The organism is Streptomyces sp. W16, assembly GCF_033194735.1.
Lineage (GTDB): Bacteria > Actinomycetota > Actinomycetes > Streptomycetales > Streptomycetaceae > Streptomyces.
The window spans coordinates 1-18,596 of record NZ_JAWOAI010000165.1; the positions used below are offsets into that span (position 1 = coordinate 1).

The 18,596-nt window shown below is 69.1% G+C and carries 20 protein-coding genes; 6 read left to right on the forward strand and 14 right to left on the reverse strand.

The window, feature by feature from the left end; genetic code table 11:
* The 3 genes from R6V09_RS22520 to dacB all read right to left on the reverse strand — a co-directional run.
* The coding region (locus R6V09_RS22520) for an ATP-binding protein (protein WP_317883238.1) at positions 1–311 on the reverse strand (311 nt) is incomplete at its 3' end.
* 193 nt (positions 312–504) lie between these two features.
* The gene (locus tag R6V09_RS22525) at positions 505–1,626 is read right to left on the reverse strand and encodes a zinc-dependent metalloprotease (protein ID WP_317883239.1); all 1,122 of its coding nucleotides are present in this window, start codon (positions 1,624–1,626) and stop codon (positions 505–507) included.
* Between the two features lie 94 nt (positions 1,627–1,720).
* Complete coding sequence (gene dacB, locus R6V09_RS22530) at positions 1,721–3,418, reverse strand: D-alanyl-D-alanine carboxypeptidase/D-alanyl-D-alanine endopeptidase (protein ID WP_317883240.1); 1,698 nt, start codon at positions 3,416–3,418, stop codon at positions 1,721–1,723.
* Positions 3,419–3,497: 79 nt separating this feature from the next.
* Between dacB and R6V09_RS22535 the strand changes: the two genes are divergently transcribed.
* Both R6V09_RS22535 and R6V09_RS22540 read left to right on the forward strand, forming a co-directional pair.
* Positions 3,498–3,989 carry an inorganic diphosphatase gene (locus R6V09_RS22535; protein ID WP_026151575.1) on the forward strand — a complete coding sequence of 164 codons (492 nt, stop codon included), beginning with the start codon at positions 3,498–3,500 and terminating at the stop codon, positions 3,987–3,989.
* Between the two features lie 103 nt (positions 3,990–4,092).
* Positions 4,093–5,730, forward strand: a complete 1,638-nt coding sequence (locus R6V09_RS22540; protein WP_317883241.1) for a threonine/serine ThrE exporter family protein — start codon at positions 4,093–4,095, stop codon at positions 5,728–5,730.
* A 95-nt stretch (positions 5,731–5,825) separates the two neighbouring features.
* On the opposite strand, the gene R6V09_RS22545 is transcribed toward R6V09_RS22540, so the two are convergent.
* Positions 5,826–6,704, reverse strand: coding sequence for a DedA family protein (locus R6V09_RS22545; protein ID WP_442810111.1), 879 nt, complete (start codon positions 6,702–6,704; stop codon positions 5,826–5,828).
* 162 nt (positions 6,705–6,866) lie between these two features.
* Between R6V09_RS22545 and R6V09_RS22550 the strand changes: the two genes are divergently transcribed.
* Positions 6,867–7,232, forward strand: coding sequence for a YbjQ family protein (locus R6V09_RS22550; RefSeq protein ID WP_317883243.1), 366 nt, complete (start codon positions 6,867–6,869; stop codon positions 7,230–7,232).
* A gap of 8 nt (positions 7,233–7,240) precedes the next feature.
* On the opposite strand, the gene R6V09_RS22555 is transcribed toward R6V09_RS22550, so the two are convergent.
* Positions 7,241–8,026 (reverse strand): MerR family transcriptional regulator, encoded by a 786-nt coding sequence (locus R6V09_RS22555; RefSeq protein ID WP_317883244.1) that lies wholly within the window; start codon positions 8,024–8,026, stop codon positions 7,241–7,243.
* A 120-nt stretch (positions 8,027–8,146) separates the two neighbouring features.
* Between R6V09_RS22555 and R6V09_RS22560 the strand changes: the two genes are divergently transcribed.
* Together R6V09_RS22560 and R6V09_RS22565 are read left to right on the forward strand one after the other, a co-directional pair.
* Entirely contained in the window at positions 8,147–9,430 is a 1,284-nt protein-coding gene (locus tag R6V09_RS22560) for an ion channel protein (protein ID WP_317883245.1), read from the forward strand.
* A 42-nt stretch (positions 9,431–9,472) separates the two neighbouring features.
* On the forward strand, positions 9,473–10,879 hold the full coding sequence (locus tag R6V09_RS22565) for a glutamate decarboxylase (RefSeq protein ID WP_317883246.1): 1,407 nt from the start codon (positions 9,473–9,475) through the stop codon (positions 10,877–10,879).
* A 207-nt stretch (positions 10,880–11,086) separates the two neighbouring features.
* Here the strand turns inward: R6V09_RS22565 and R6V09_RS22570 are convergent, their stop codons facing one another.
* From R6V09_RS22570 to R6V09_RS22595, 6 genes are all read right to left on the reverse strand, one after another.
* Positions 11,087–11,848, reverse strand: a complete 762-nt coding sequence (locus R6V09_RS22570) for an ABC transporter permease (RefSeq protein WP_317883247.1) — start codon at positions 11,846–11,848, stop codon at positions 11,087–11,089.
* Entirely contained in the window at positions 11,845–12,867 is a 1,023-nt protein-coding gene (locus R6V09_RS22575; RefSeq protein WP_317883248.1) for an ATP-binding cassette domain-containing protein, read from the reverse strand. Before R6V09_RS22575 ends, R6V09_RS22570 begins: the two co-directional genes overlap by 4 nt.
* Before the next feature lie 84 nt (positions 12,868–12,951).
* The gene (locus R6V09_RS22580) at positions 12,952–13,593 is read right to left on the reverse strand and encodes a PadR family transcriptional regulator (RefSeq protein ID WP_317883249.1); all 642 of its coding nucleotides are present in this window, start codon (positions 13,591–13,593) and stop codon (positions 12,952–12,954) included.
* A 24-nt stretch (positions 13,594–13,617) separates the two neighbouring features.
* Positions 13,618–14,166, reverse strand: coding sequence for a DinB family protein (locus R6V09_RS22585; protein WP_317883250.1), 549 nt, complete (start codon positions 14,164–14,166; stop codon positions 13,618–13,620).
* A 115-nt stretch (positions 14,167–14,281) separates the two neighbouring features.
* Positions 14,282–15,742 carry an aldehyde dehydrogenase family protein gene (locus R6V09_RS22590; RefSeq protein WP_317883251.1) on the reverse strand — a complete coding sequence of 487 codons (1,461 nt, stop codon included), beginning with the start codon at positions 15,740–15,742 and terminating at the stop codon, positions 14,282–14,284.
* Between the two features lie 90 nt (positions 15,743–15,832).
* Entirely contained in the window at positions 15,833–16,657 is an 825-nt protein-coding gene (locus R6V09_RS22595; RefSeq protein ID WP_317883255.1) for a helix-turn-helix domain-containing protein, read from the reverse strand.
* Between the two features lie 354 nt (positions 16,658–17,011).
* On the opposite strand from R6V09_RS22595, the gene R6V09_RS22600 reads away from it, so the two are divergent.
* On the forward strand, positions 17,012–17,524 hold the full coding sequence (locus R6V09_RS22600) for an ATP-binding protein (RefSeq protein WP_442810110.1): 513 nt from the start codon (positions 17,012–17,014) through the stop codon (positions 17,522–17,524).
* 66 nt (positions 17,525–17,590) lie between these two features.
* Here the strand turns inward: R6V09_RS22600 and R6V09_RS22605 are convergent, their stop codons facing one another.
* The 3 genes from R6V09_RS22605 to R6V09_RS22615 form a co-directional block, all read right to left on the reverse strand.
* Positions 17,591–17,809: a DUF397 domain-containing protein gene (locus R6V09_RS22605; RefSeq protein WP_051105974.1), complete on the reverse strand. Its 219-nt coding sequence runs from the start codon at positions 17,807–17,809 to the stop codon at positions 17,591–17,593.
* A gap of 290 nt (positions 17,810–18,099) precedes the next feature.
* Positions 18,100–18,333, reverse strand: a complete 234-nt coding sequence (gene rpsR / locus R6V09_RS22610; protein ID WP_317883253.1) for a 30S ribosomal protein S18 — start codon at positions 18,331–18,333, stop codon at positions 18,100–18,102.
* Between the two features lie 2 nt (positions 18,334–18,335).
* On the reverse strand, positions 18,336–18,596 hold a 261-nt coding region (locus R6V09_RS22615; RefSeq protein WP_317883254.1), incomplete at its 5' end, for a GTP-binding protein.

Genomic DNA, 18,596 nt, shown 5'->3' on the forward strand with positions numbered 1-18,596 from the left:
AGGCCCAGTTCTCGCAGGCGCAGGACGACCTCGTCGGCGCGCAGGTCGGAGCCTGCCTGGAGGCCGTGGTCGACGGTGATGCCGCCGGCCCGGATGCCGAGTTTGGGTGCTTCGAAGGCGAGGGCGGAGGCGAGCGCCATGGAGTCGGCGCCGCCTGAGCACGCCACGAGCACGAGCGGCGAGGGCGGGCGCTCGTGCGGGGTGTGCCGGGAGGCGCCGACGGTCTGCAGGGCCTCGTGGTCGGTGAGGATGTCGTGGAGGACGCGGCGGACCGCCAGGCGTATCGCCGCGACCGCAGGATGGGGACCCATGTCCGGTTCCCTTCATGAAGTTTTCGGGGGGTTGGCCCGAGATTCGGTCACTCAGAGTGTGTAGATGGTGACAGAACCGGGGCGTTCCCCGAGCATCGCACGCCTACCCATCGCTCACGGTCCCTCGGACGGGTGATTGCGGGGGCGTTCGCCTGCCGTAGGCCGAATCCGTTTCACCACATCCGCGACCGGTTCACGACTCGGCCTTGCGGTGCACCCGCGCGACCCAGTCCGCCGGTTTGGCGATCTCCGTCTTCGTCGGCAACGTGTTCGGGGAGGTCCACACGCGGTTGAAGCCGTCCATGCCCACCTGTTCGACGACCGCGCGTACGAATCGCTCGCCGTCCCGGTACTGCCTCAACTTGGCGTCCAGGCCCAGCAGTTTGCGCAGCGCCGAGTCCAGCCGGGAGGCGCCCTTGGCGCGCCGCTGCTGGAACTTCTCGCGGATCTCCGCGACGCTCGGCACCACGTCCGGGCCGACGCCGTCCATCACGAAGTCGGCGTGTCCCTCCAGGAGGGACATCACGGCGGTGAGACGGCCGAGGATCTCCCGCTGCGCGGGCGTCTGCACGATCTCCACCAGGGACCGGCCCTCGTCGTCCTCCTCACCCTCGGGCCGACCGCCGGCCAGCGACTGGGCGGCCTCCCGGATGCGCTCCAGCACGGTCATGGGGTCGACCTCGGTCTCCCCCAGGAAAGACTGGATTTCGCCCTCCAGGTGGTCACGCAGCCAGGGCACCGCCGTGAACTGCGTGCGGTGCGTCTCCTCGTGCAGACACACCCACAGGCGGAAGTCGTGGGGCTGTACGTCGAGTTCGCGCTCCACATGGACGATGTTCGGCGCGACCAGCAGCAGCCGCCCGCCCTTCGCGCCCGCCGGCAGCTCGCGCGTCGCCGGGGCGAACGTCTCGTACTGGCCGAGCACACGCGAGGACAGGAACGACAGCAGCATGCCCAGCTCGACGCCGGTCACCTTGCCGCCGACCGCCCCGAAGACCGCGCCCCCGGGGGTGTTGCCGCGCCGCTCCTGCATCTTGTCGAGCAGCGGCTTGAGGACCTCCCGGAACCCGGCGACGTTCGCCCGCACCCAGCCGGGGCGGTCGACGACCAGGATCGGGGTGTCGTGGATGTCGTCCGTACCCATCCGGGTGAAGCCCCGGACGTGTTGCTCCGAGGCCTTCGCATGCCGGCGCAGCTCCGCGACGACGGCCCGGGCCTCGTCACGGCTCACCTCGGGGCCCGGCCGCACAAGTCGGGTCGCGGTCGCCACCGCGAGATTCCAGTCGACCATCTCGGCACCACCGATGCTCGTCATGCGTCAACCGTACGTGAGCGCTGCCGCTTGGGGCAGGCCGCGAGCGTCGGGTCAGGTGAGCGTCTGTTTCAACGGCACCCGGTGTTGGTGGCTGTTACGAACTGCAGCCGCAGGCCGCCAACGCCGTCGCCGTGTGGTCCAGGGCCGCCTGGGCCTCCAGCGCGTTCGTCGTGTTGGACGTCAGGAAGGCGAAGGCCAGGAGTTGGCCGTCCTTGTCGACGACCGTGCCCGCCAGCGTGTTGACGCCCGTGAGGGTGCCCGTCTTGGCCCGCACCACCCCCGCCGCGCCCGTGGCGTCCGTGTAGCGGGTCGTCAGGGTGCCGGTGAAAGCGGCGATGGGAAGGCCGGTGAGGACCGGGCGGAGTTCGGGGTGGGCCGGGGAGCCGGCCTTGACCAGGAGGGCGGTCAGGAGGTCGGCGGTGAGGCGGTCGTCACGGTCTAGGCCGCTGCCGTCGTTGAACACGGCGCCCTTGACCGGGAGTTGGAGCTTCGTCAGCTGGGCGTCGATCGCGGCGGCGCCCCCGTCGAAGTCGGCCCGCCTGCCCGTCGCGACGGCGGTCTGACGGGCCAGCGCCTCCGCGATGTCGTTGTCGCTGTTGGTCAGCATCCGTTCGACGATGTCGGACAGCGGGGGTGAGGAGACTGTGGCGAGGGTGTCCGCGCGGGCGGTCGCCTTCGAGGGGCCGGGGGATGTCGTCTTGATGCCGTTTTCCTCCAGGAAACCCGCGAACTTCTTCGCCGCGTCCGCCGCCGGGTCCGTCACGCGCAGCACCGGACCGCTGGACGAGTCGTCGGTACGGCCCTCGTCGGCCGTCAGGGCGCTGACCGGGGCGAGGTTCTCGTTGACCCCGATCGGGTGGAGTTCGGCACCCGCGTACAGGGTCGTGTCGTACGACAGCGTCACCTCGTGCACGCCGCGCTTCTTCAGGGCCACGGCCGTGTCGTCGGCCAGGGTGCGCAGGCCGGCCCAGCCCTCGGCGTCCTTGTGGGCGGTCAGGGTGGGGTCGCCGCCGCCGACCAGGACGAGTTCCTTGGTGTCGGGCTCCAGGGCGGTGCGGGTGGTGAAGCGGTGGTCGGCGCCGATCGCGGAGAGCGCGGCCACGGCGGTGGCGATCTTCGTGGTCGAGGCCGGGGTCAGCGCGTCGTCCGCGCCCACTCCGTAGAGGCGCTTTCCCGTCGACACGTCCACTACGGCGGCCGTGTGGCGGGTGCCGAGCGCCGCGTTGTCCAGGAGGGGGTTCAGGACGTCCGCGAGGGCCGTGCCGGTCGGCGCCGACTTCACCGTGTCGGCGGAGCCGCCGAGGCCGACCAGGACGGATGCGGCGCTGGGCGCGGGCCGGGGCGCCTTGGCGGACGTATCGGAATTACGGCCGTGATCTACGCCACCTGAACGTTCCTGTGCGACTGCGTGGTCCCGCTCGGCCGTACGCTGACCGGACGAGTCCCAGGGACCGGCGGCGGTCACCACCACGGCGGCCAGCGCCATCCCTGCGGTGGTGGCGACGGCCGTGAACCGCCAGGTCCTGTCGGGCCGCGGCAACTTCGCGACCTGCGGTGACACGGTTCGGACGAGCCGGGCGACCTGCGGTGACACGGCGTCAGTGAGTCGCGTGACCTGGGGTTTCACGGCCTGGCTGATCCGTGCGACCTGCGGTCTCACAGCTTGACTGACCCGTGTGACCTGCGGTTTCACGGATTGTGCGGCCCGCTTGAGACGGGGCCGGACGGCTCGCGCGACCCGCGCCACATGCGGTCTCGCGGCCTGCCAAGGCCTCAGCTCCGGCACGACCACCAGCCCCTTTCGCGATCACACACCTGCGTGAGGGACACTTAACCACCAGAACTATGTGCTGATCATGGAGGAGCCACCGGTGGAGTTCGACGTCACGATCGAGATCCCGAAGGGTTCGCGGAACAAGTACGAGGTGGACCACGAGACCGGTCGGATCCGCCTGGACCGTCGACTCTTCACCTCGACCAGTTACCCGGCCGACTACGGCTTCGTCGAGAACACTCTCGGCGAGGACGGCGACCCGCTGGACGCGCTGGTCATCCTGGAGGAGCCGACCTTCCCCGGCTGCCTCATCAAGTGCCGCGCGATCGGCATGTTCCGGATGACCGACGAGGCCGGCGGCGACGACAAGCTGCTGTGCGTCCCGGCGTCCGACCCGCGTGTGGAGCACCTGCGTGACATCCACCACGTGTCGGAGTTCGACCGCCTGGAGATCCAGCACTTCTTCGAGGTCTACAAGGACCTGGAGCCCGGCAAGTCGGTCGAGGGTGCCAACTGGGTCGGCCGCGTGGACGCCGAGGCGGAGATCGAGCGCTCGTACAAGCGACTGAAGGAGCAGGGCGGCCACTGAGCCCCCTGCCATGGAAACGGGCCGCACGCACGCGTGCGGCCCGTTTCCATGTCTGTGCGCATACTGAGGATCACTGGAGGTGTCGTACAGGGAGTGCTACGGAGTGACGGAAGCGGAGGACCGCAAGCCTCAGTCGGACGAGGTCAGGAGCGCGTTCACGGCTCCCCCGGGCGTCTCGGCCGCTGACGGGGAGTCGTCTACGACGTCCGAGTTCGCCGTTCCGCACGGGCTGGACGTGACGGCGCCGGCCGTCGACGAGTCCGAGGGCTCGGCGTTCAGTCCGCCCAGCACCTACAGCGCCAGAGAGGCGCCACCCGCCTTCACGCCGCCGACCGGCATCCCTCTCGTCAGCCTCACCAAGGACGTGCCCTGGCAGGACCGGATGCGCACGATGCTGCGGATGCCGGTGACCGAGCGGCCCGCGCCGGAGCCGGTGCAGAAGCCGGACGACAGCGGCCCCGCCGTACCGCGCGTGCTCGATCTGACGCTCCGCATCGGCGAGTTGCTGCTCGCGGGCGGGGAGGGCGCGGAGGACGTCGAGGCGGCGATGTTCGCGGTCTGCCGGTCCTACGGCCTCGACCGCTGCGAGCCGACCGTCACCTTCACGCTGCTGTCGATCTCTTATCAGCCCTCCCTGGTCGACGATCCGGTGACGGCGTCGCGGACCGTGCGCCGCCGGGGCACCGACTACACGCGGCTCGCTGCCGTGTTCCGGCTGGTCCAGGACCTCAGCGACCCGGAAACCGCACTCTCCTTGGAGGACGCCTACCGGCGGCTCGCGGAGATGCGACGCAACCGGCACCCGTACCCCGGGTGGGTGCTGACCGGTGCCAGCGGGCTGCTCGCCGGTGCCGCCTCCGTACTCGTCGGCGGTGACGTCATCGTGTTCTTCGCCGCCGCGCTCGGCGCGATGCTCGGCGACCGGCTGGCGTGGCTGTGCGCGGGGCGCGGGCTGCCGGAGTTCTACCAGTTCACGGTCGCCGCGATGCCGCCCGCCGCGATAGGGGTGGCGCTCACGGTCGCCGACGTCGATGTGAAGGCCTCCGCGGTCATCACCGGTGGGCTGTTCGCGCTGCTGCCCGGGCGGGCGCTGGTGGCGGGCGTACAGGACGGGCTGACCGGCTTCTACATCACCGCGGCGGCACGGCTCCTGGAAGTCATGTACTTCTTCGTCGGCATCGTGGCCGGCGTGCTGACCGTCCTGTACTTCGGCGTGAAGTTCGACGCCCAGCTCAACCCGGACGTGGCCCTGGGCAACTCCGAGCGGCCCCTGTGGCAGATCGCCGCGTCCGTCCTGCTGTCGCTGACCTTCGCCGTCCTGCTCCAGCAGGAACGATCCACCGTGCTGCTCGTGTCCCTCAACGGGGGTGTCGCCTGGTCGGTGTACGGGGCGATGCACTACGTCGCCGGGATCTCGCCGGTTGCCTCTACGGCCGTTGCGGCGGGGTTGGTCGGGCTGTTCGGGCAGTTGCTGTCCCGGTACCGGTTCGCGTCGGCGCTGCCGTACACGACCGCGGCGATCGGGCCCCTGCTGCCAGGGTCGGCCACGTATTTCGGGCTGTTGGCGATCGCTCAGAACGAGGTCGACAAGGGGCTGGTGTCGTTGGCCACGGCGGCGTCTCTCGCCATGGCCATCGCCATCGGGGTCAATCTGGGGTCGGAGATCTCGCGGTTGTTCTTGCGGGTTCCGGGGGCTTCGGCGGGGGCCCGGCGGGCTGCCAAGCGGACCCGGGGGTTCTGAGCGCCCAGTAGCTCGGGATGCGTTGTGCGTCGGCGAGTGCGGGTCGCGTGTGGCTGGTCGCGCAGTTCCCCGCGCCCCTTTGGGGCGCGTTGCAGCTAGCTCTGCTGATAGCCCTGGCCCTGGTTGTCGTACGGCGGGTACTGCTGGTTTCCGTACTGCTGGTTGCCGTAGGGCTGCTGTTGGTACGTCTGCTGCTGTTGGGGCTGGGCGTAGTACTGGTCGTAGCCGTTGTTCTGGTCGTACTGCTGCGGCTCGTCGATGCGGCGGAGTTGAGTGGTCGAGTCATCCATGATCACCGGGAACGGCTGGGTCGCGGCCGGGTCGGCAGGCTGCTCGGTGGGGCCCTGGGGCTGCTTCTTGGCCTTGGAGCGGGCGCGCAGGAACTCGATGATGATCGGGACGACCGAGACGAAGACGATCAGGATGAGGATCGCTTCGATGTTCTTGTGGACGAAGTCGATGTTGCCGAGCCAGGAACCCAGCAGGGTCACGCCCGCGCCCCACAGGACGCCGCCGATGATGTTGAACGTCAGGAACGAGCGGTACTTCATGCCGCTGACGCCGGCGACGATCGGCGTGAACGTGCGCACGATGGGCACGAAGCGGGCCAGGACCAGGGACTTGGGGCCGTACTTCTCGAAGAACTCGTGCGCCTTGACCACGTTCTCCTGCTTGAAGAGGCGTGAGTCCGGGCGGTTGAAGAGCGAGGGGCCGACCTTCTTGCCGAAGACGTAGCCCGCCTGGTCGCCGAGGATCGCGGCGACGCAGATCAGCGCGACGGCTGCCCACAGGGGGAAGTCGAACGTGCCCGCGGTGATCAGCAGGCCGCAGGTGAACAGCAGGGAGTCACCCGGCAGGAAGAACCCGATGAGCAGGCCGGACTCCGCGAAGACCACGAGCAGGAGGCCCCAGATCCCGAACCGGTCGAGCGTGGTGTTCGGGTCGAGCCAGCTCGGGCCGAGGGCGAGCGTCATCACGGTTCCGGGCTCCTGAGGGGTGGAGGGAGGTGCCAGCGTCCAGGTACAGCCGCACAAAGCTATCAACGCGATGTGTCCGCCCCAGGTTCCACCGGTGACTCCAGGATGCACTGTGGGCCGCGTAGGACAAAGCTGTGAGCCGTGGGCCACGATGACCGCATGGACATCGAAGAATACGGCGGCGGCCAGGGGCCGCAGGCCGACGTGCTGGTCGTGACGACGAACGACGCCCCCGGCTACCGGGTCGAGAAGGTGATCGGCGAGGTGTTCGGGCTGACCGTGCGCTCACGGCATCTCGGCAGCCAGATCGGAGCCGGTCTGAAGTCGCTCGTCGGCGGTGAGCTCAAGGGGTTCACCAAGACCCTCGTGGCGACCCGCAACCAGGCCATGGAGCGGCTCGTGGAACAGGCACGCGCGCGTGGGGCGAACGGCGTGCTGGCGTTCCGCTTCGACGTCACCGAGGCCGCGGACGCGGGCACCGAGGTGTGCGCCTACGGGACGGCGGTGGTGCTGGCCAAGGAGTAGCGCGGCTCCTAGGAGGAGGTGTGCCGGGACGCGTTCGCCAGGATCGCGTCCCTGAGGTGTTCGGCGAGGCCCGGGGCCATGGAGTCGTAGAACGCCTTGAAGCGCTCGTCGGAGACGTACATGCCGGCGAGGCAGACGTGCATCTCGTAGGAGCACTCGTAGAACCAGCGGTCGATGTGCAGGCGGTGTTCCTCGGCCAGGTCCACGGCCTCCTCGGAGGTGGGTGGTCGGCCGGTGCTCACCAGGGTGGCGTAGCGCTCGCTCCAGTCGTCGACCTCGGCCTGGAGGCGTTTCCAGTCGGCCTTGGTGTAGCGGGCGGCCCGGCGCTGCGACTCGGCGTAGGCCTCGGTGCCGCCCCAGCGCTGTTCGGCCTCTTCGGCGTACTGCTCGGGGTCCTTGTCTCCGAAGACCTCGAAGCGTTCCTCGGGGGTGAGGTTGATTCCCATCGTGCGTGCCTCCATGGCGTGTTCCACGGCCTCGGCCATCTTCCGCAGCTTCTCGATCCGGGCGGTCAGCAGCTCGTGCTGCCGGCGCAGATGTGCGCGCGGGTCCGTCTCCGGGTCGTCGAGCAGGGCCGCGACCTCGTCGAGCGGGAAGCCGAGTTCCCGGTAGAACAGGATCTGTTGCAGCCGGTCGAGGTCCGCGTCGCCGTAGCGCCGATGGCCCGCGTGGCTGCGCTCGCTCGGGACGAGCAGGCCGATGTCGTCGTAGTGGTGCAGCGTGCGCACGGTGACCCCGGCGAATCCGGCGACCTGTCCCACGGAGTAGGAGTCCTGTCCTACGGAGTGGCTCACTTCCGCTCCCTTCTGTGTCCGCACCCCACGTTGAGGCCTCACGTCACGTGAGGTGCAAGCCCCGACAAGCCCTTGCGTTCCCAAGATGTTGGGTCCGTTTTGCCCGCTTATGGTGAGCGCGTGGCCCAGGACAGCGCGCAACAGGCACTCGTTGCCCCTACGACCCCGGCGCGCACCCTGCTGCCGTTGATCGTCCCCGCCCTGGTCGTGGGCGTGCTCGCGAGTCTGCTCTTCCTCGGGGTGAGCGAGGCGGCGGAACGGCTCCAGCACGTGCTGTGGAAGAACCTGCCCGACGCGCTCGGCATCGGCCGGTACTCGGTGCTGTGGATGCTCGTCATGCTCACCGCGACCGGCATCGTGGTCGGGCTGGTGGTGTGGAAGGTCCCCGGGCACGCCGGTCCCGATCCGGCCACCACGGGACTGGAGGCCGTACCCCTGCCGCCCGTGGTGCTGCCGGGGCTGGTGCTGGCGACCGCCCTGATGCTCGCGGGCGGCCCGAGCCTCGGGCCGGAGAACCCGATCATCGCCGTGAACGTGGGGCTCGCGCTGTGGGCGGGGCGAAGGCTGGCGCCCCGGGTGCCGGGCGGGGTGTGGGGGGCGCTGGCCGAGTCGGCGACGATCGGGGCGCTGTTCGGGACGCCGGTCGCGGCGGCGCTGCTCATCTCGGAGGCGCTGGCCAAACGCCAGACCAAGGGCGCTCTGTGGGACAACGTGTTCGCGCCGCTCGCCGCGGCCGGTGCGGGCGCCATGACGACCACTCTGGTGGCCCATCCGACCTTCGACCTGCACCTGCCCGCGTTCGGCCGCCCCGGCTGGGGCGATCTGCTCGCGGTCCTGGTGCTGGCGCCGCTGGCCGCACTGCTCGGAATGGCCGCGGTCCACCTCTTCCCGTACGCCCATGGCGCCTTCTCCCGGCTCAGGCACCCCATGCTGGCGCTTCCGGCCGGTGGACTGGTCCTGGGCCTTCTGGCGGCCGTGGGCGGCCATCTGACGCTCTTCAAGGGCCTGGACGAGGTCGGGGCGCTGGCGGCCGATCCCGAGGGCTGGTCGGCCGGGCAGTTCGCGACGATGACGGTGGTGAAGCTGGCCGCGCTGGTGGTCGCCGCGTCCTGCGGCTTCCGGGGCGGGCGGATCTTCCCGTCGGTGTTCATCGGCGCGGCCTTCGGTCTGTTCGCCCACGCGCTCGTGCCGGCGGTGCATCCTGCGCTGGGGGTCGCGGCGGGCGTCCTGGGCATGCTCCTCGCGATCACCCGGCAGGGCTGGGTGAGCCTGTTCACGGCCGCCGTCCTGGTGGCCTCACCGGCGATCCTCGCCCTGCTCTGCATCTCCTCGCTGCCGGCCTGGCTGCTGGTGACCGGACGACCGCAGATGCAGTTGCTCGCGGACGGAACTCCGGTCCGCTGACACCCGTTGATCCTTTTGATTCTTTCCGCAGGAGGCACGCGCATGCCGTTGCACCAAGGTCCCGAGCAGCCCGACGAACGCCCCATGTCGGTGAACCCCTTCTACGGGGAGGCCAATCCGGTCGGCGGCATGACCGAGGCGCCGCCCAAGCACCGGCTCCCGGACGCACCACTCCCCCCGATGACGGCGGCTCAGCTCGTGCACGACGAGCTGATGCTGGACGGCAACTCCCGCCTCAACCTGGCGACTTTCGTCACCACCTGGATGGAGCCGGAAGCCGGCGTCCTGATGGCGGAGTGCCGGGACAAGAACATGATCGACAAGGACGAGTACCCACGCACCGCGGAGCTGGAGAAACGCTGCGTGGCAATGCTCGCGGACCTGTGGAACGCACCGGACCCCTCAGCCGCGGTCGGCTGCTCGACGACCGGCTCCAGCGAGGCCTGCATGCTCGCCGGCATGGCCCTCAAACGCCGCTGGATGCAGCGCAACAAGGACCGCTATCCGGCCGCCCGCCCGAACCTGGTGATGGGTGTCAACGTCCAGGTCTGCTGGGAGAAGTTCTGCAACTTCTGGGAGGTCGAGGCCCGCCAAGTCCCCATGGAGGGCGACCGTTTCCACCTCGACCCGCAGGCAGCCGCCGAGCTGTGCGACGAGAACACGATCGGCGTCGTAGGCATCCTGGGCTCCACCTTCGACGGTTCCTACGAGCCGATCGCCGACCTGTGCGCCGCCCTCGACTCACTCCAGGAGCGCACGGGCCTCGACATCCCGGTCCACGTGGACGGCGCGTCCGGCGCCATGGTCGCGCCCTTCCTGGACCAGGACCTGATCTGGGACTTCCGCCTCCCGCGCGTGGCCTCGATCAACACCTCAGGGCACAAGTACGGCCTGGTCTACCCGGGCGTCGGCTGGGCCCTGTGGCGCGACAAGGAGGCCCTCCCCGAGGAACTCGTCTTCCGCGTCAACTACTTGGGCGGCGACATGCCCACCTTCGCCCTCAACTTCTCCCGCCCCGGCGCCCAAGTAGTCGCCCAGTACTACACGTTCCTACGCCTGGGCCGAGAGGGCTACCGCGCCGTACAGCAGTCCACCCGAGACGTGGCCCGCGCCCTGGCCAACCGCATCGAGGCCCTCGGCGACTTCAAACTCCTCACCCGGGGCGACGAGTTGCCGGTCTTCGCCTTCACCACAGCCCCGAACGTCCAGGCCTACGACGTATTCGACGTCTCCCGCCGCCTACGGGAGCGCGGCTGGCTGGTCCCCGCGTACACCTTCCCGGCGAACCGCGAGGACCTCTCCGTCCTCCGAATCGTCTGCCGCAACGGCTTCTCGGCGGACCTGGCAGAACTCTTCCTGGACGACCTGACACTCCTGCTCCCACAGCTACGGAACCAGCCGTACCCCCTGACCCGCGACAAGGGAGCGGCAACAGGCTTCCACCACTGAGGCAAGGCCGCGAGGGCTCGCCACCCGCGTACGGCGCGAAGGTGCCGTGTCGGGGGGTGTCCGCCCGCAGCGGTTGGCGCGTCAACACCCTCGCTCTCTCGACCGACCGATTCCGCGCCGTTCCGAGGACGGACACCCCCCGACGCGGCACCGACCCACCACGAACAACAGGCGAACCACCCACCGCGCCCGCACCCGGGCGACGACTCAGCCCCCAAGCCTCCGAAACCGCCGTACCGCAAGCGGAAAGAACACCACGAGCAGCCCCAACGGCCAGGCCACGGCCGCCCAGACGTGCCCCGCTTCCCCACCCGGACCGCCGAAGAGTTCACGCACGGCCGTAGCGGTCTGGGACATCGGATTCCACTGCACGACCGTGCCCAGCCAGTCCGGCATGGCGGCAGGCGTGGCAAGCGCGTTGGACAGGAACCCGACCGGCCACACGAGGATCTGCACGGCCTGCACCATCTCGGGCCGCCCCGCCACCAGCGCCAGCTGGATCCCGACCCACAGCATGGCGAACCGAAACAGCAGCAACAGCCCCACGGCACCCAGGAATTCACCGGGCCCGGCATGCGGACGCCAGCCGAGCCCGAGCCCGACCCCGATCAGCACGACCAGCCCGATCGCCGACTGAAGCATGTCCGCGGCCGAACGCCCCACCAGCACCGCTTCGTCGGCCATCGGCATCGACCGGAAGCGGTCGATCACCCCTTTGTTGAGGTCCTGGGTGACGGCGACCATCGTGCCCTCCAGCCCGAAGGCCATGGTCAACGCGAGCATCCCGGGAACCAGGTAGTCGACGTAGGCACCCTCGACCGCCCGACCACCACCGATCAGGTAGCCGAACATCAGCAGCAGCATCACCGGAAAAACGAGACTCACCACGACCTGCACGGGCTGCCGTGCCCAGTGGGCGAGTTCACGCCGGGTCATGGTCCAGGAATCGGTAAGGGCGTAGGCGCTCACACGGCCTCCTTCACGTTCGCACGGTCGTCGTCTTCGGCTCCCGCTCCCGCTCCCGCTCCCGTGAGATGCAGGAACACCTCGTCCAGGGTCGGCCGCCGCAGCGCCACGTCCTCGGCGTCGATCCCGGCCTCCTCCAGCGCCCGTACGACTCCGGAGAGCGCCGTCATCCGGTCGGTGACCGGGGCGCTGAGCAGCCGGCGGTCCGCGTCGACCCGGATGTCGGCCGCGGGAAGCGGCAACAGGGCGACGGCGGCGCCCAGTTGACCCGCGTCGCGCAGGACGACGTCGATACGGTCGCCGCCCGTGCGGGACTTCAGCTCGTCCGGGGTGCCGTCGGCAATGACCCGGCCCTGGTCGACCACCGAGATACGGGCGGCGAGTTGGTCGGCCTCCTCCAGGTACTGGGTGGTGAGCAGGACCGTCGTACCGCCGCCGACCAGGGAGCGGACCGCCGTCCACACCTCGGCACGGCCGCGCGGGTCGAGGCCGGTCGTCGGCTCGTCCAGGAAGAGGATCTCCGGGTCGGTGACGAGCGAGGCGGCGAGGTCGAGGCGGCGGCGCATGCCTCCGCTGTAGGCGCGGACGGGTTTGCGGCCGGTGTCGGCGAGGTCGAAGCGCTCCAGGAGTTCGTCGGCGCGCACGCGCGCGTGGCGGGCGCCGAGGTGGTGGAGACGGGCGAACAACTCCAGGTTCTGCCGGCCGCCCAACTCCTCGTCCAGAGCCGCGTGCTGGCCGAGCAGCCCGATGCGGAAGCGGACCGCGCGGGCTTCGGTGAGCACGTCGTGGCCGGCCACCTCGACGCGGCCGGAGTCGGGTCGCAGCAGGGTGGACAGGATGCGGACCAGGGTGGTCTTGCCCGCGCCGTTGGGACCGAGCACGCCGTGCACGGTGCCGCGCGCCACCTGGAGATCGAGCCCGTCGAGCGCCTTCTTGGCTCCCTTCGCCTCCTTCGCGTCCTTGGTCTTCTTGCCGCCGTACGTCTTGTGTGCGTCCTCGACGGTGATCGCCGTGTCGGCCACTTGAGCACTCCCTTGCTAGTCAAGTTTGACTACTTGCTCGAAGGTCTCGAAGGTAGCGCCGTCGATCGCATTAGTCAAACTTGATTAGCGAGCGTCCCCGGGATGCCGCTCCCCCGTCGCGTACGGGTTCTCCTCGCCGTCCTTCAGGACCCCGACGAACAACTCACCCTCCCCCGCGAAGGTGTACGCCCCGCCTTCGATGCGGTCGATCAACCCCTGGGTCCACGCGGCCTCGGCATCGGCCGTGTGGATCCAGAGGTTCATGATCTCGCCGATGTGGCCCAGCTGTTCGGGCCCGTCCTCGGGGATGTAGTGCTCGGTGACCGAGGCCCGCCATCCGTCGATGCCCCGGGTGCGCTCCCTCAGCAGCGCCACCGCCTCGGCCCTCGGCAGCTCGACGACGAAGCCGATGGCGGCGGATTTGACGTCCATCTGCTGGTCGTACGACGTCAGGGCCTCGCGCAGCAGCCGGAAGAACTCCTCGGTGCCCCAGTCGGTGATCTCGTACTCCGTCCGGGGCGGGCCCCCGGCCGTGGACGGCGCGACTTCGTGGGCGTGCAGGAGGCCCTGCTTGGCCAGTTGCTTGAGCGCGTGGTAGATCGAGCCGGGCTTGGCGTTGGACCACTCGTGGGCGCCCCAGTATTCGAGGTCGTTGCGCACCTGGTAGCCGTGGGCCCGCCCGTGCTGGCGGACCGCGCCGAGCACGAGGAGACGGATCGCTGACATGGGCCCAGCGTAGGACCCGGCAGGTCAGCCCCAGGTGCTGCCCCGCTCCTTCGCGACCAGCTCGAACGCGGTGGCGCCGTCGAGGGACTCGCGGATGATGTCGGCGTGGCCGGCGTGCCGGGCGGTCTCGCGGATCAGGTGCAGGCAGAGCCAGCGCATGGAGACCCGGCCCTCCGGCGGGAACCAGGGGTCGCTCGGGACCGGGAAGGTGTCGTCGAGGCTCGGCACCGAGCGGATGTACGCCTCGGTCTCGGCGGCGACCTTCTCCCAGTGGGCGAGCTGGGATTCGACGGTCTCCCCGTCGACCAGCTGGAACGTCTCGTGCCAGTTGGTCTCGTCGCGCTGGATGGCCGGCGGTTCCTGCTTGGCCCGGGCGATCCAGCTCTGCTCGACCTCGACGACGTGCTTGAGCAGCCCGGAGAGGGAGAGTTCGCTCGCGCTGGGCTTGCTCGCGGCCTGCTCCTCGGTCAGCCCGAGCAGCGCCCTGCGGATGCCGCCGCGCTGCTCCTCGACGAACGCGAGCAGCGCCCCGCGCTCGTCGCCCCGCGCCTCTGCCGCTACGTGCGTGACCATGGCCTTCGCCTTTCGCCGGTGCCGGCGGGGAGCCCGTCTCCCTGCCCGACACCGACGAAGCTACGGGCCATCGAGGTCAGGTTCTGTCCTCAATGGCCCGCCGGAAGTACATGTTCTAGAACGGGAACCCGCTCCGCCCGTGCTGCACCGAGATCCACTTCAGGGTGGTGAACGCGTCCAGCATCGACTCGCCGTTGAGGCGGCCGAGGCCGGAGGACTTCTCGCCGCCGAAGGGGACGATCGGCTCGTCGTGCACGGTGCCGTCGTTGACGTGGAACATGCCGGTGTCGATCTGCTTGGCGAAGTTGACGCCCCGCTCGATGTCGCCGGTGTGGACGGCGCCGCTGAGGCCGTAGGGCGTGTCGTTGACGATGCTCACCGCCTCCTCCTCGCCGTCGAACGGGATGAGGAAGGCGACCGGGCCGAAGACCTCCTGGCGGAGCAGCTCCGAGTCGGCGGGGAGGCCCGTGAGGACCGAGGGCGCGACCAGGTTGTCGGTGGTCGTGCCGTGGACCAGGGCCGTCGCGCCTTCCGCGATCGCCTGCTCGACGACACCCGAAAGGGCGTCCGCCTGCGAGGAGTTGATGACCGGGCCGATCACGGTCTGCGGGTCGCGCGGGTCGCCGACCTTGAGGGACTTGACCTTGGCGACGAACTTCTCGGTGAACTCGGGGGCGATCGAGCGGTCGACCAGGACACGGTTCGCGGCCATGCAGACCTGGCCCTGGTGGACGTAGCGGCTGAAGACCGCCGCGTCGACCGCGTAGTCGATGTCGGCGTCGTCCAGGACCACGAGGGCGCTGTTGCCGCCGAGTTCGAGCACCGAGCGCTTGAACTGCGAGGCGCAGACGGTCGCGACGTGGCGGCCGACCTTGTCGGAGCCGGTGAAGGAGATGACCTTCGGGATCGGGTGCTCGATGAACGCGTCGCCGATCTCCGCGATGTCGGTGATGACGACGTTGAGCAGACCGCCGGGCAGACCGGCGTCCTCGAAGATCTTCGCGACCAGGGAGCCGCCGACGATCGGGGTGTTCTGGTGCGGCTTGAGGACCACGCCGTTGCCCAACGCCAGTGCGGGAGCAACCGACTTGAGGGAGAGCAGGAGCGGGAAGTTGAAGGGGCTGATCACGCCGACCACGCCCACCGGGACGCTGTAGACGCGGTTCTCCTTGCCGTCGACCGGCGAGGGGAGAATCCGGCCCTGGGGGCGCAGCGCGAGCTGGATCGCCTCGCGCAGGAACTCCTTGACGAGGTGCAGTTCGAAGCCGGCCTTCAGGAACGTGCCGCCGAGTTCGGCGACGATCACCTCGGCGATCTCCTGCTCGCGGTCCTCGATGATCCGCAGGGCCTTCTCGAACACGGCGCGGCGGGTGTAGGGGTTGGTCGCGGCCCACGTCTTCTGGGCACGGGCGGCGGCTTTGTACGCCTCGTCGACCTCGTCGACCGTGGCTATCGTGATCGACGCGAGCTTCTCGCCGTCGTACGGGTTGAAGTCGATGATGTCCCAGGAGCCGGTGCCCGGGCGCCACTCACCGTCGATGTACTGCTGAGCCAGGTCGGTGAAGTAGGACGACATGTGTGATCCCTCAATCGCTAGCAGACACGATCAACAGCAGACCCGATCATCGATCATCACGGTCTGATCACACGTCATCGTACTTGTGTTTCAAGAGAGTTGAAGGAGTCCCCGGAGAAGATCCCGGCTCTCGTCCGGGCCCGGACTGTCCTGCTGGAGCTCCTTCAGCGCCTTCTCGTACTGGCCGACGTCCTCGGCCTTGTCGAGGTACAGCGCGCTGGTGAGCTGCTCCAGGTAGACCACGTCGGAGAGGTCGGACTCCGGGAAGGAGAGGATCGTGAAGGCGCCGGACTCGCCGGAGTGGCCGCCGAAGCCGAACGGCATGATCTGCAGCCGGACGTTGGGGTGTTCAGAGACGTCGATCAGGTGCTGGAGCTGACCGCGCATCACCTCGCGGTCACCGTAGGGGCGGCGCAGGGCGGCCTCGTCCAGGACGATGTGGAAGTCCGGGGCGTTCTCGTTCACCAGGTACTTCTGCCGCTCCAGGCGCAGCGCCACCCGCCGCTCCACGTCGGCCTCGCTCGCGCCCTTCATGCCGCGCCGGACGACCGCGCGGGCGTACGCCTCGGTCTGCAGCAGTCCGTGCACGAACTGCACCTCGTAGGCGCGGATGAGCGAGGCGGCGCCCTCCAGGCCCACATAGGTGGGGAACCAACTGGGCAGGACGTCCGAGTAACTGTGCCACCAGCCCGCTACGTTGGCCTCCTTCGCGAGGGAGAGGAGTGAGATGCGCTCCGCCTCGTCCGTGATGCCGTACAGCGTCAACAGGTCCTCTACATCCCGGGTCTTGAAGCTCACTCGCCCCAGCTCCATGCGACTGATCTTGGATTCGGAGGCACGGATCGAATACCCCGCGGCCTCGCGAGTGATCCCACGTGCTTCCCGCAGTCGCCTGAGTTGCGAGCCGAGCAGCATCCGCCGCACCACCGATCCGGGCTCTCCCGCGCTCACGTTCGTCAGCCTCCCCAACCGTCTTCAAGGGCCGAAGTCTGCCACTAAAACACTTCGAGCAGTACTCGTTCGGTTACAGAAATGGAAAGAAGAGGCGCCCGTTCACAGGAAGTTGTCAGGAAGACGTCAGGAAGAAGCAAGGTCGGAGCGCGAGAACGGCGTGAAGTTGGCGGAAAAAATGGCTAACAAGCGGTACGGGAGGGTCCAATTCGGTCAGCTGCACGTGCATCTGCCCTTGCATCTGCCCTACGCATCCGAAACCATGGTCTCGCGCCACCGCTGCATCGCAACGACCGCGAATTCCCGGGAGTGCCTCGCATGGGGACGAATGGATCGACCATGCTCGAGCCGTTACGGCAGGGCCTTCCGCCGCTGGACCCGTCGGCTGTGTCCAGCGCCGCATCGTGTTCTCTGCCCGCCCGCTACGAAGCGGTGCGCGAGGCACGGCAGTTCACTCGTCGCACGCTCGACCAGTGGGACATAGGCGACCGTTTCGACGACGTCTGCCTGGTGGTCTCCGAACTGGTCACCAACGCGCTGCGGCACGCACTGCCGGCCAACACCCCGCGCGTCCCGGAGCAGGGACCGCCCGTGCGGCTGCATCTGATGCGGTGGACCGAGCGGCTGGTGTGCGCGGTGCGCGACCCCAGTCACGACAGTCCCGTCGCCTGCGAGTCGGAGGACTTCTCGGCGGAGTCCGGCCGCGGCCTGTTCCTCGTCGACTCGTTCAGCGACGGCTGGGGCTGGCACCCGCTGGCGGGCACGCTCAGCGGCAAGGTGGTCTGGGCACTGTTCCGGCTGCACCCCGACTGTCTGCGCGACGACACGTGAGAACCGCGGCGCTTTTTGGCGCCGCGGTTCTACGCGCGTTGTCGTCCCGGTGTCCTGCGGTGACCGCTATCCCGCTATCAGGTGGTCGAACTCGCCGTCCTTGATGCCCAGGAGCATCGCCTCGATCTCGGCGCGCGTGTAGACGAGCGCGGGACCGTCCGGGAAGCGCGAGTTGCGCACCGCGACGTCGCCGCCGGGCAGCCGCGCGAACTCCACGCAGGAGCCCTGCGAGTTGCTGTGCCTGCTCTTCTGCCAGGCCACTCCGTCCAGCTGCGTGGCAGCCATGCCGTTGTACACGTCGTACCCCAAGTACACGCTGTCAACGCGGTGGTCCACAGGTCGCTCCCGGTTGTGCACTGGCTGGTGTGGCCATTGATGCAGTAGTCAACTGTTCCGGATCATAGCCCTGTTCATGTGCAGATGCATGAGCAGATGCACGTGCACGGGGGGTGGTCCTCCGGTTACAGCTTTGACGACTGCTTTACCGATGCCGTTCCAGCGTCTGCCCCGGTCCTCGCAGGACATGTACTAGTGAAGACGCGTACCGGGGCCCTTGTGTTCCGGGAGGGGGACGGCTATCGGGTCGAGTAGGGCAACAATGCCATCTCCCGGGCGTTCTTGATCGCAGCCGCCAACTGCCTTTGCTGCTGCGCACTCACGCCGGTGACCCGGCGGCTGCGGATCTTGCCGCGGTCGGAGACGAACTTCCGCAGCAGGTCGGTGTCCTTGTAGTCGATGTACGTCACTCCGGCCGCGTCCAGGGGATTGCGGCGGGACTTGGCCGGCTTGCGCTCGGGCTTGCGGGGCACGGTCAGATCTCCAGGAGGGTGTCGAAGGCGGGCGGGAGGCGTTTCCAGGCGGCACGGCCGGCGGCGTACTCGGGGTCGGTCAACAGGCAGTGATCCAGGAGCCGTTCGAGGCCGTCGCGGTCGAGGCCGGGGGACGTGAAGACGAGGTGCTGGCAGCGGTCGCCGTGCTCCGGGTGCCAGTCGAGGGCGGCGGCTGCGCGGCGAACCGGGGGCACCAACTCCCAGGCGGCGTCGGGCAACGAGGCCAGCCACGGGCCCGCGCC

Excerpts from the sequence above, each read along its gene's own strand:
- R6V09_RS22525 (WP_317883239.1), bottom strand. The coding sequence starts at position 1,626 with ATGACGAGCATCGGTGGTGCCGAGATGGTCGACTGGAATCTCGCGGTG.
- R6V09_RS22545 (WP_442810111.1), bottom strand. The coding sequence starts at position 6,704 with ATGACGCTCGCCCTCGGCCCGAGCTGGCTCGACCCGAACACCACGCTC.
- R6V09_RS22550 (WP_317883243.1), top strand. The coding sequence starts at position 6,867 with ATGGACATCGAAGAATACGGCGGCGGCCAGGGGCCGCAGGCCGACGTG.
- R6V09_RS22565 (WP_317883246.1), top strand. The coding sequence starts at position 9,473 with ATGCCGTTGCACCAAGGTCCCGAGCAGCCCGACGAACGCCCCATGTCG.
- R6V09_RS22580 (WP_317883249.1), bottom strand. The coding sequence starts at position 13,593 with ATGTCAGCGATCCGTCTCCTCGTGCTCGGCGCGGTCCGCCAGCACGGG.
- R6V09_RS22585 (WP_317883250.1), bottom strand. The coding sequence starts at position 14,166 with ATGGTCACGCACGTAGCGGCAGAGGCGCGGGGCGACGAGCGCGGGGCG.
- R6V09_RS22590 (WP_317883251.1), bottom strand. The coding sequence starts at position 15,742 with ATGTCGTCCTACTTCACCGACCTGGCTCAGCAGTACATCGACGGTGAG.
- R6V09_RS22595 (WP_317883255.1), bottom strand. The coding sequence starts at position 16,657 with ATGCTGCTCGGCTCGCAACTCAGGCGACTGCGGGAAGCACGTGGGATC.
- R6V09_RS22600 (WP_442810110.1), top strand. The coding sequence starts at position 17,012 with ATGGGGACGAATGGATCGACCATGCTCGAGCCGTTACGGCAGGGCCTT.
- R6V09_RS22605 (WP_051105974.1), bottom strand. The coding sequence starts at position 17,809 with ATGGCTGCCACGCAGCTGGACGGAGTGGCCTGGCAGAAGAGCAGGCAC.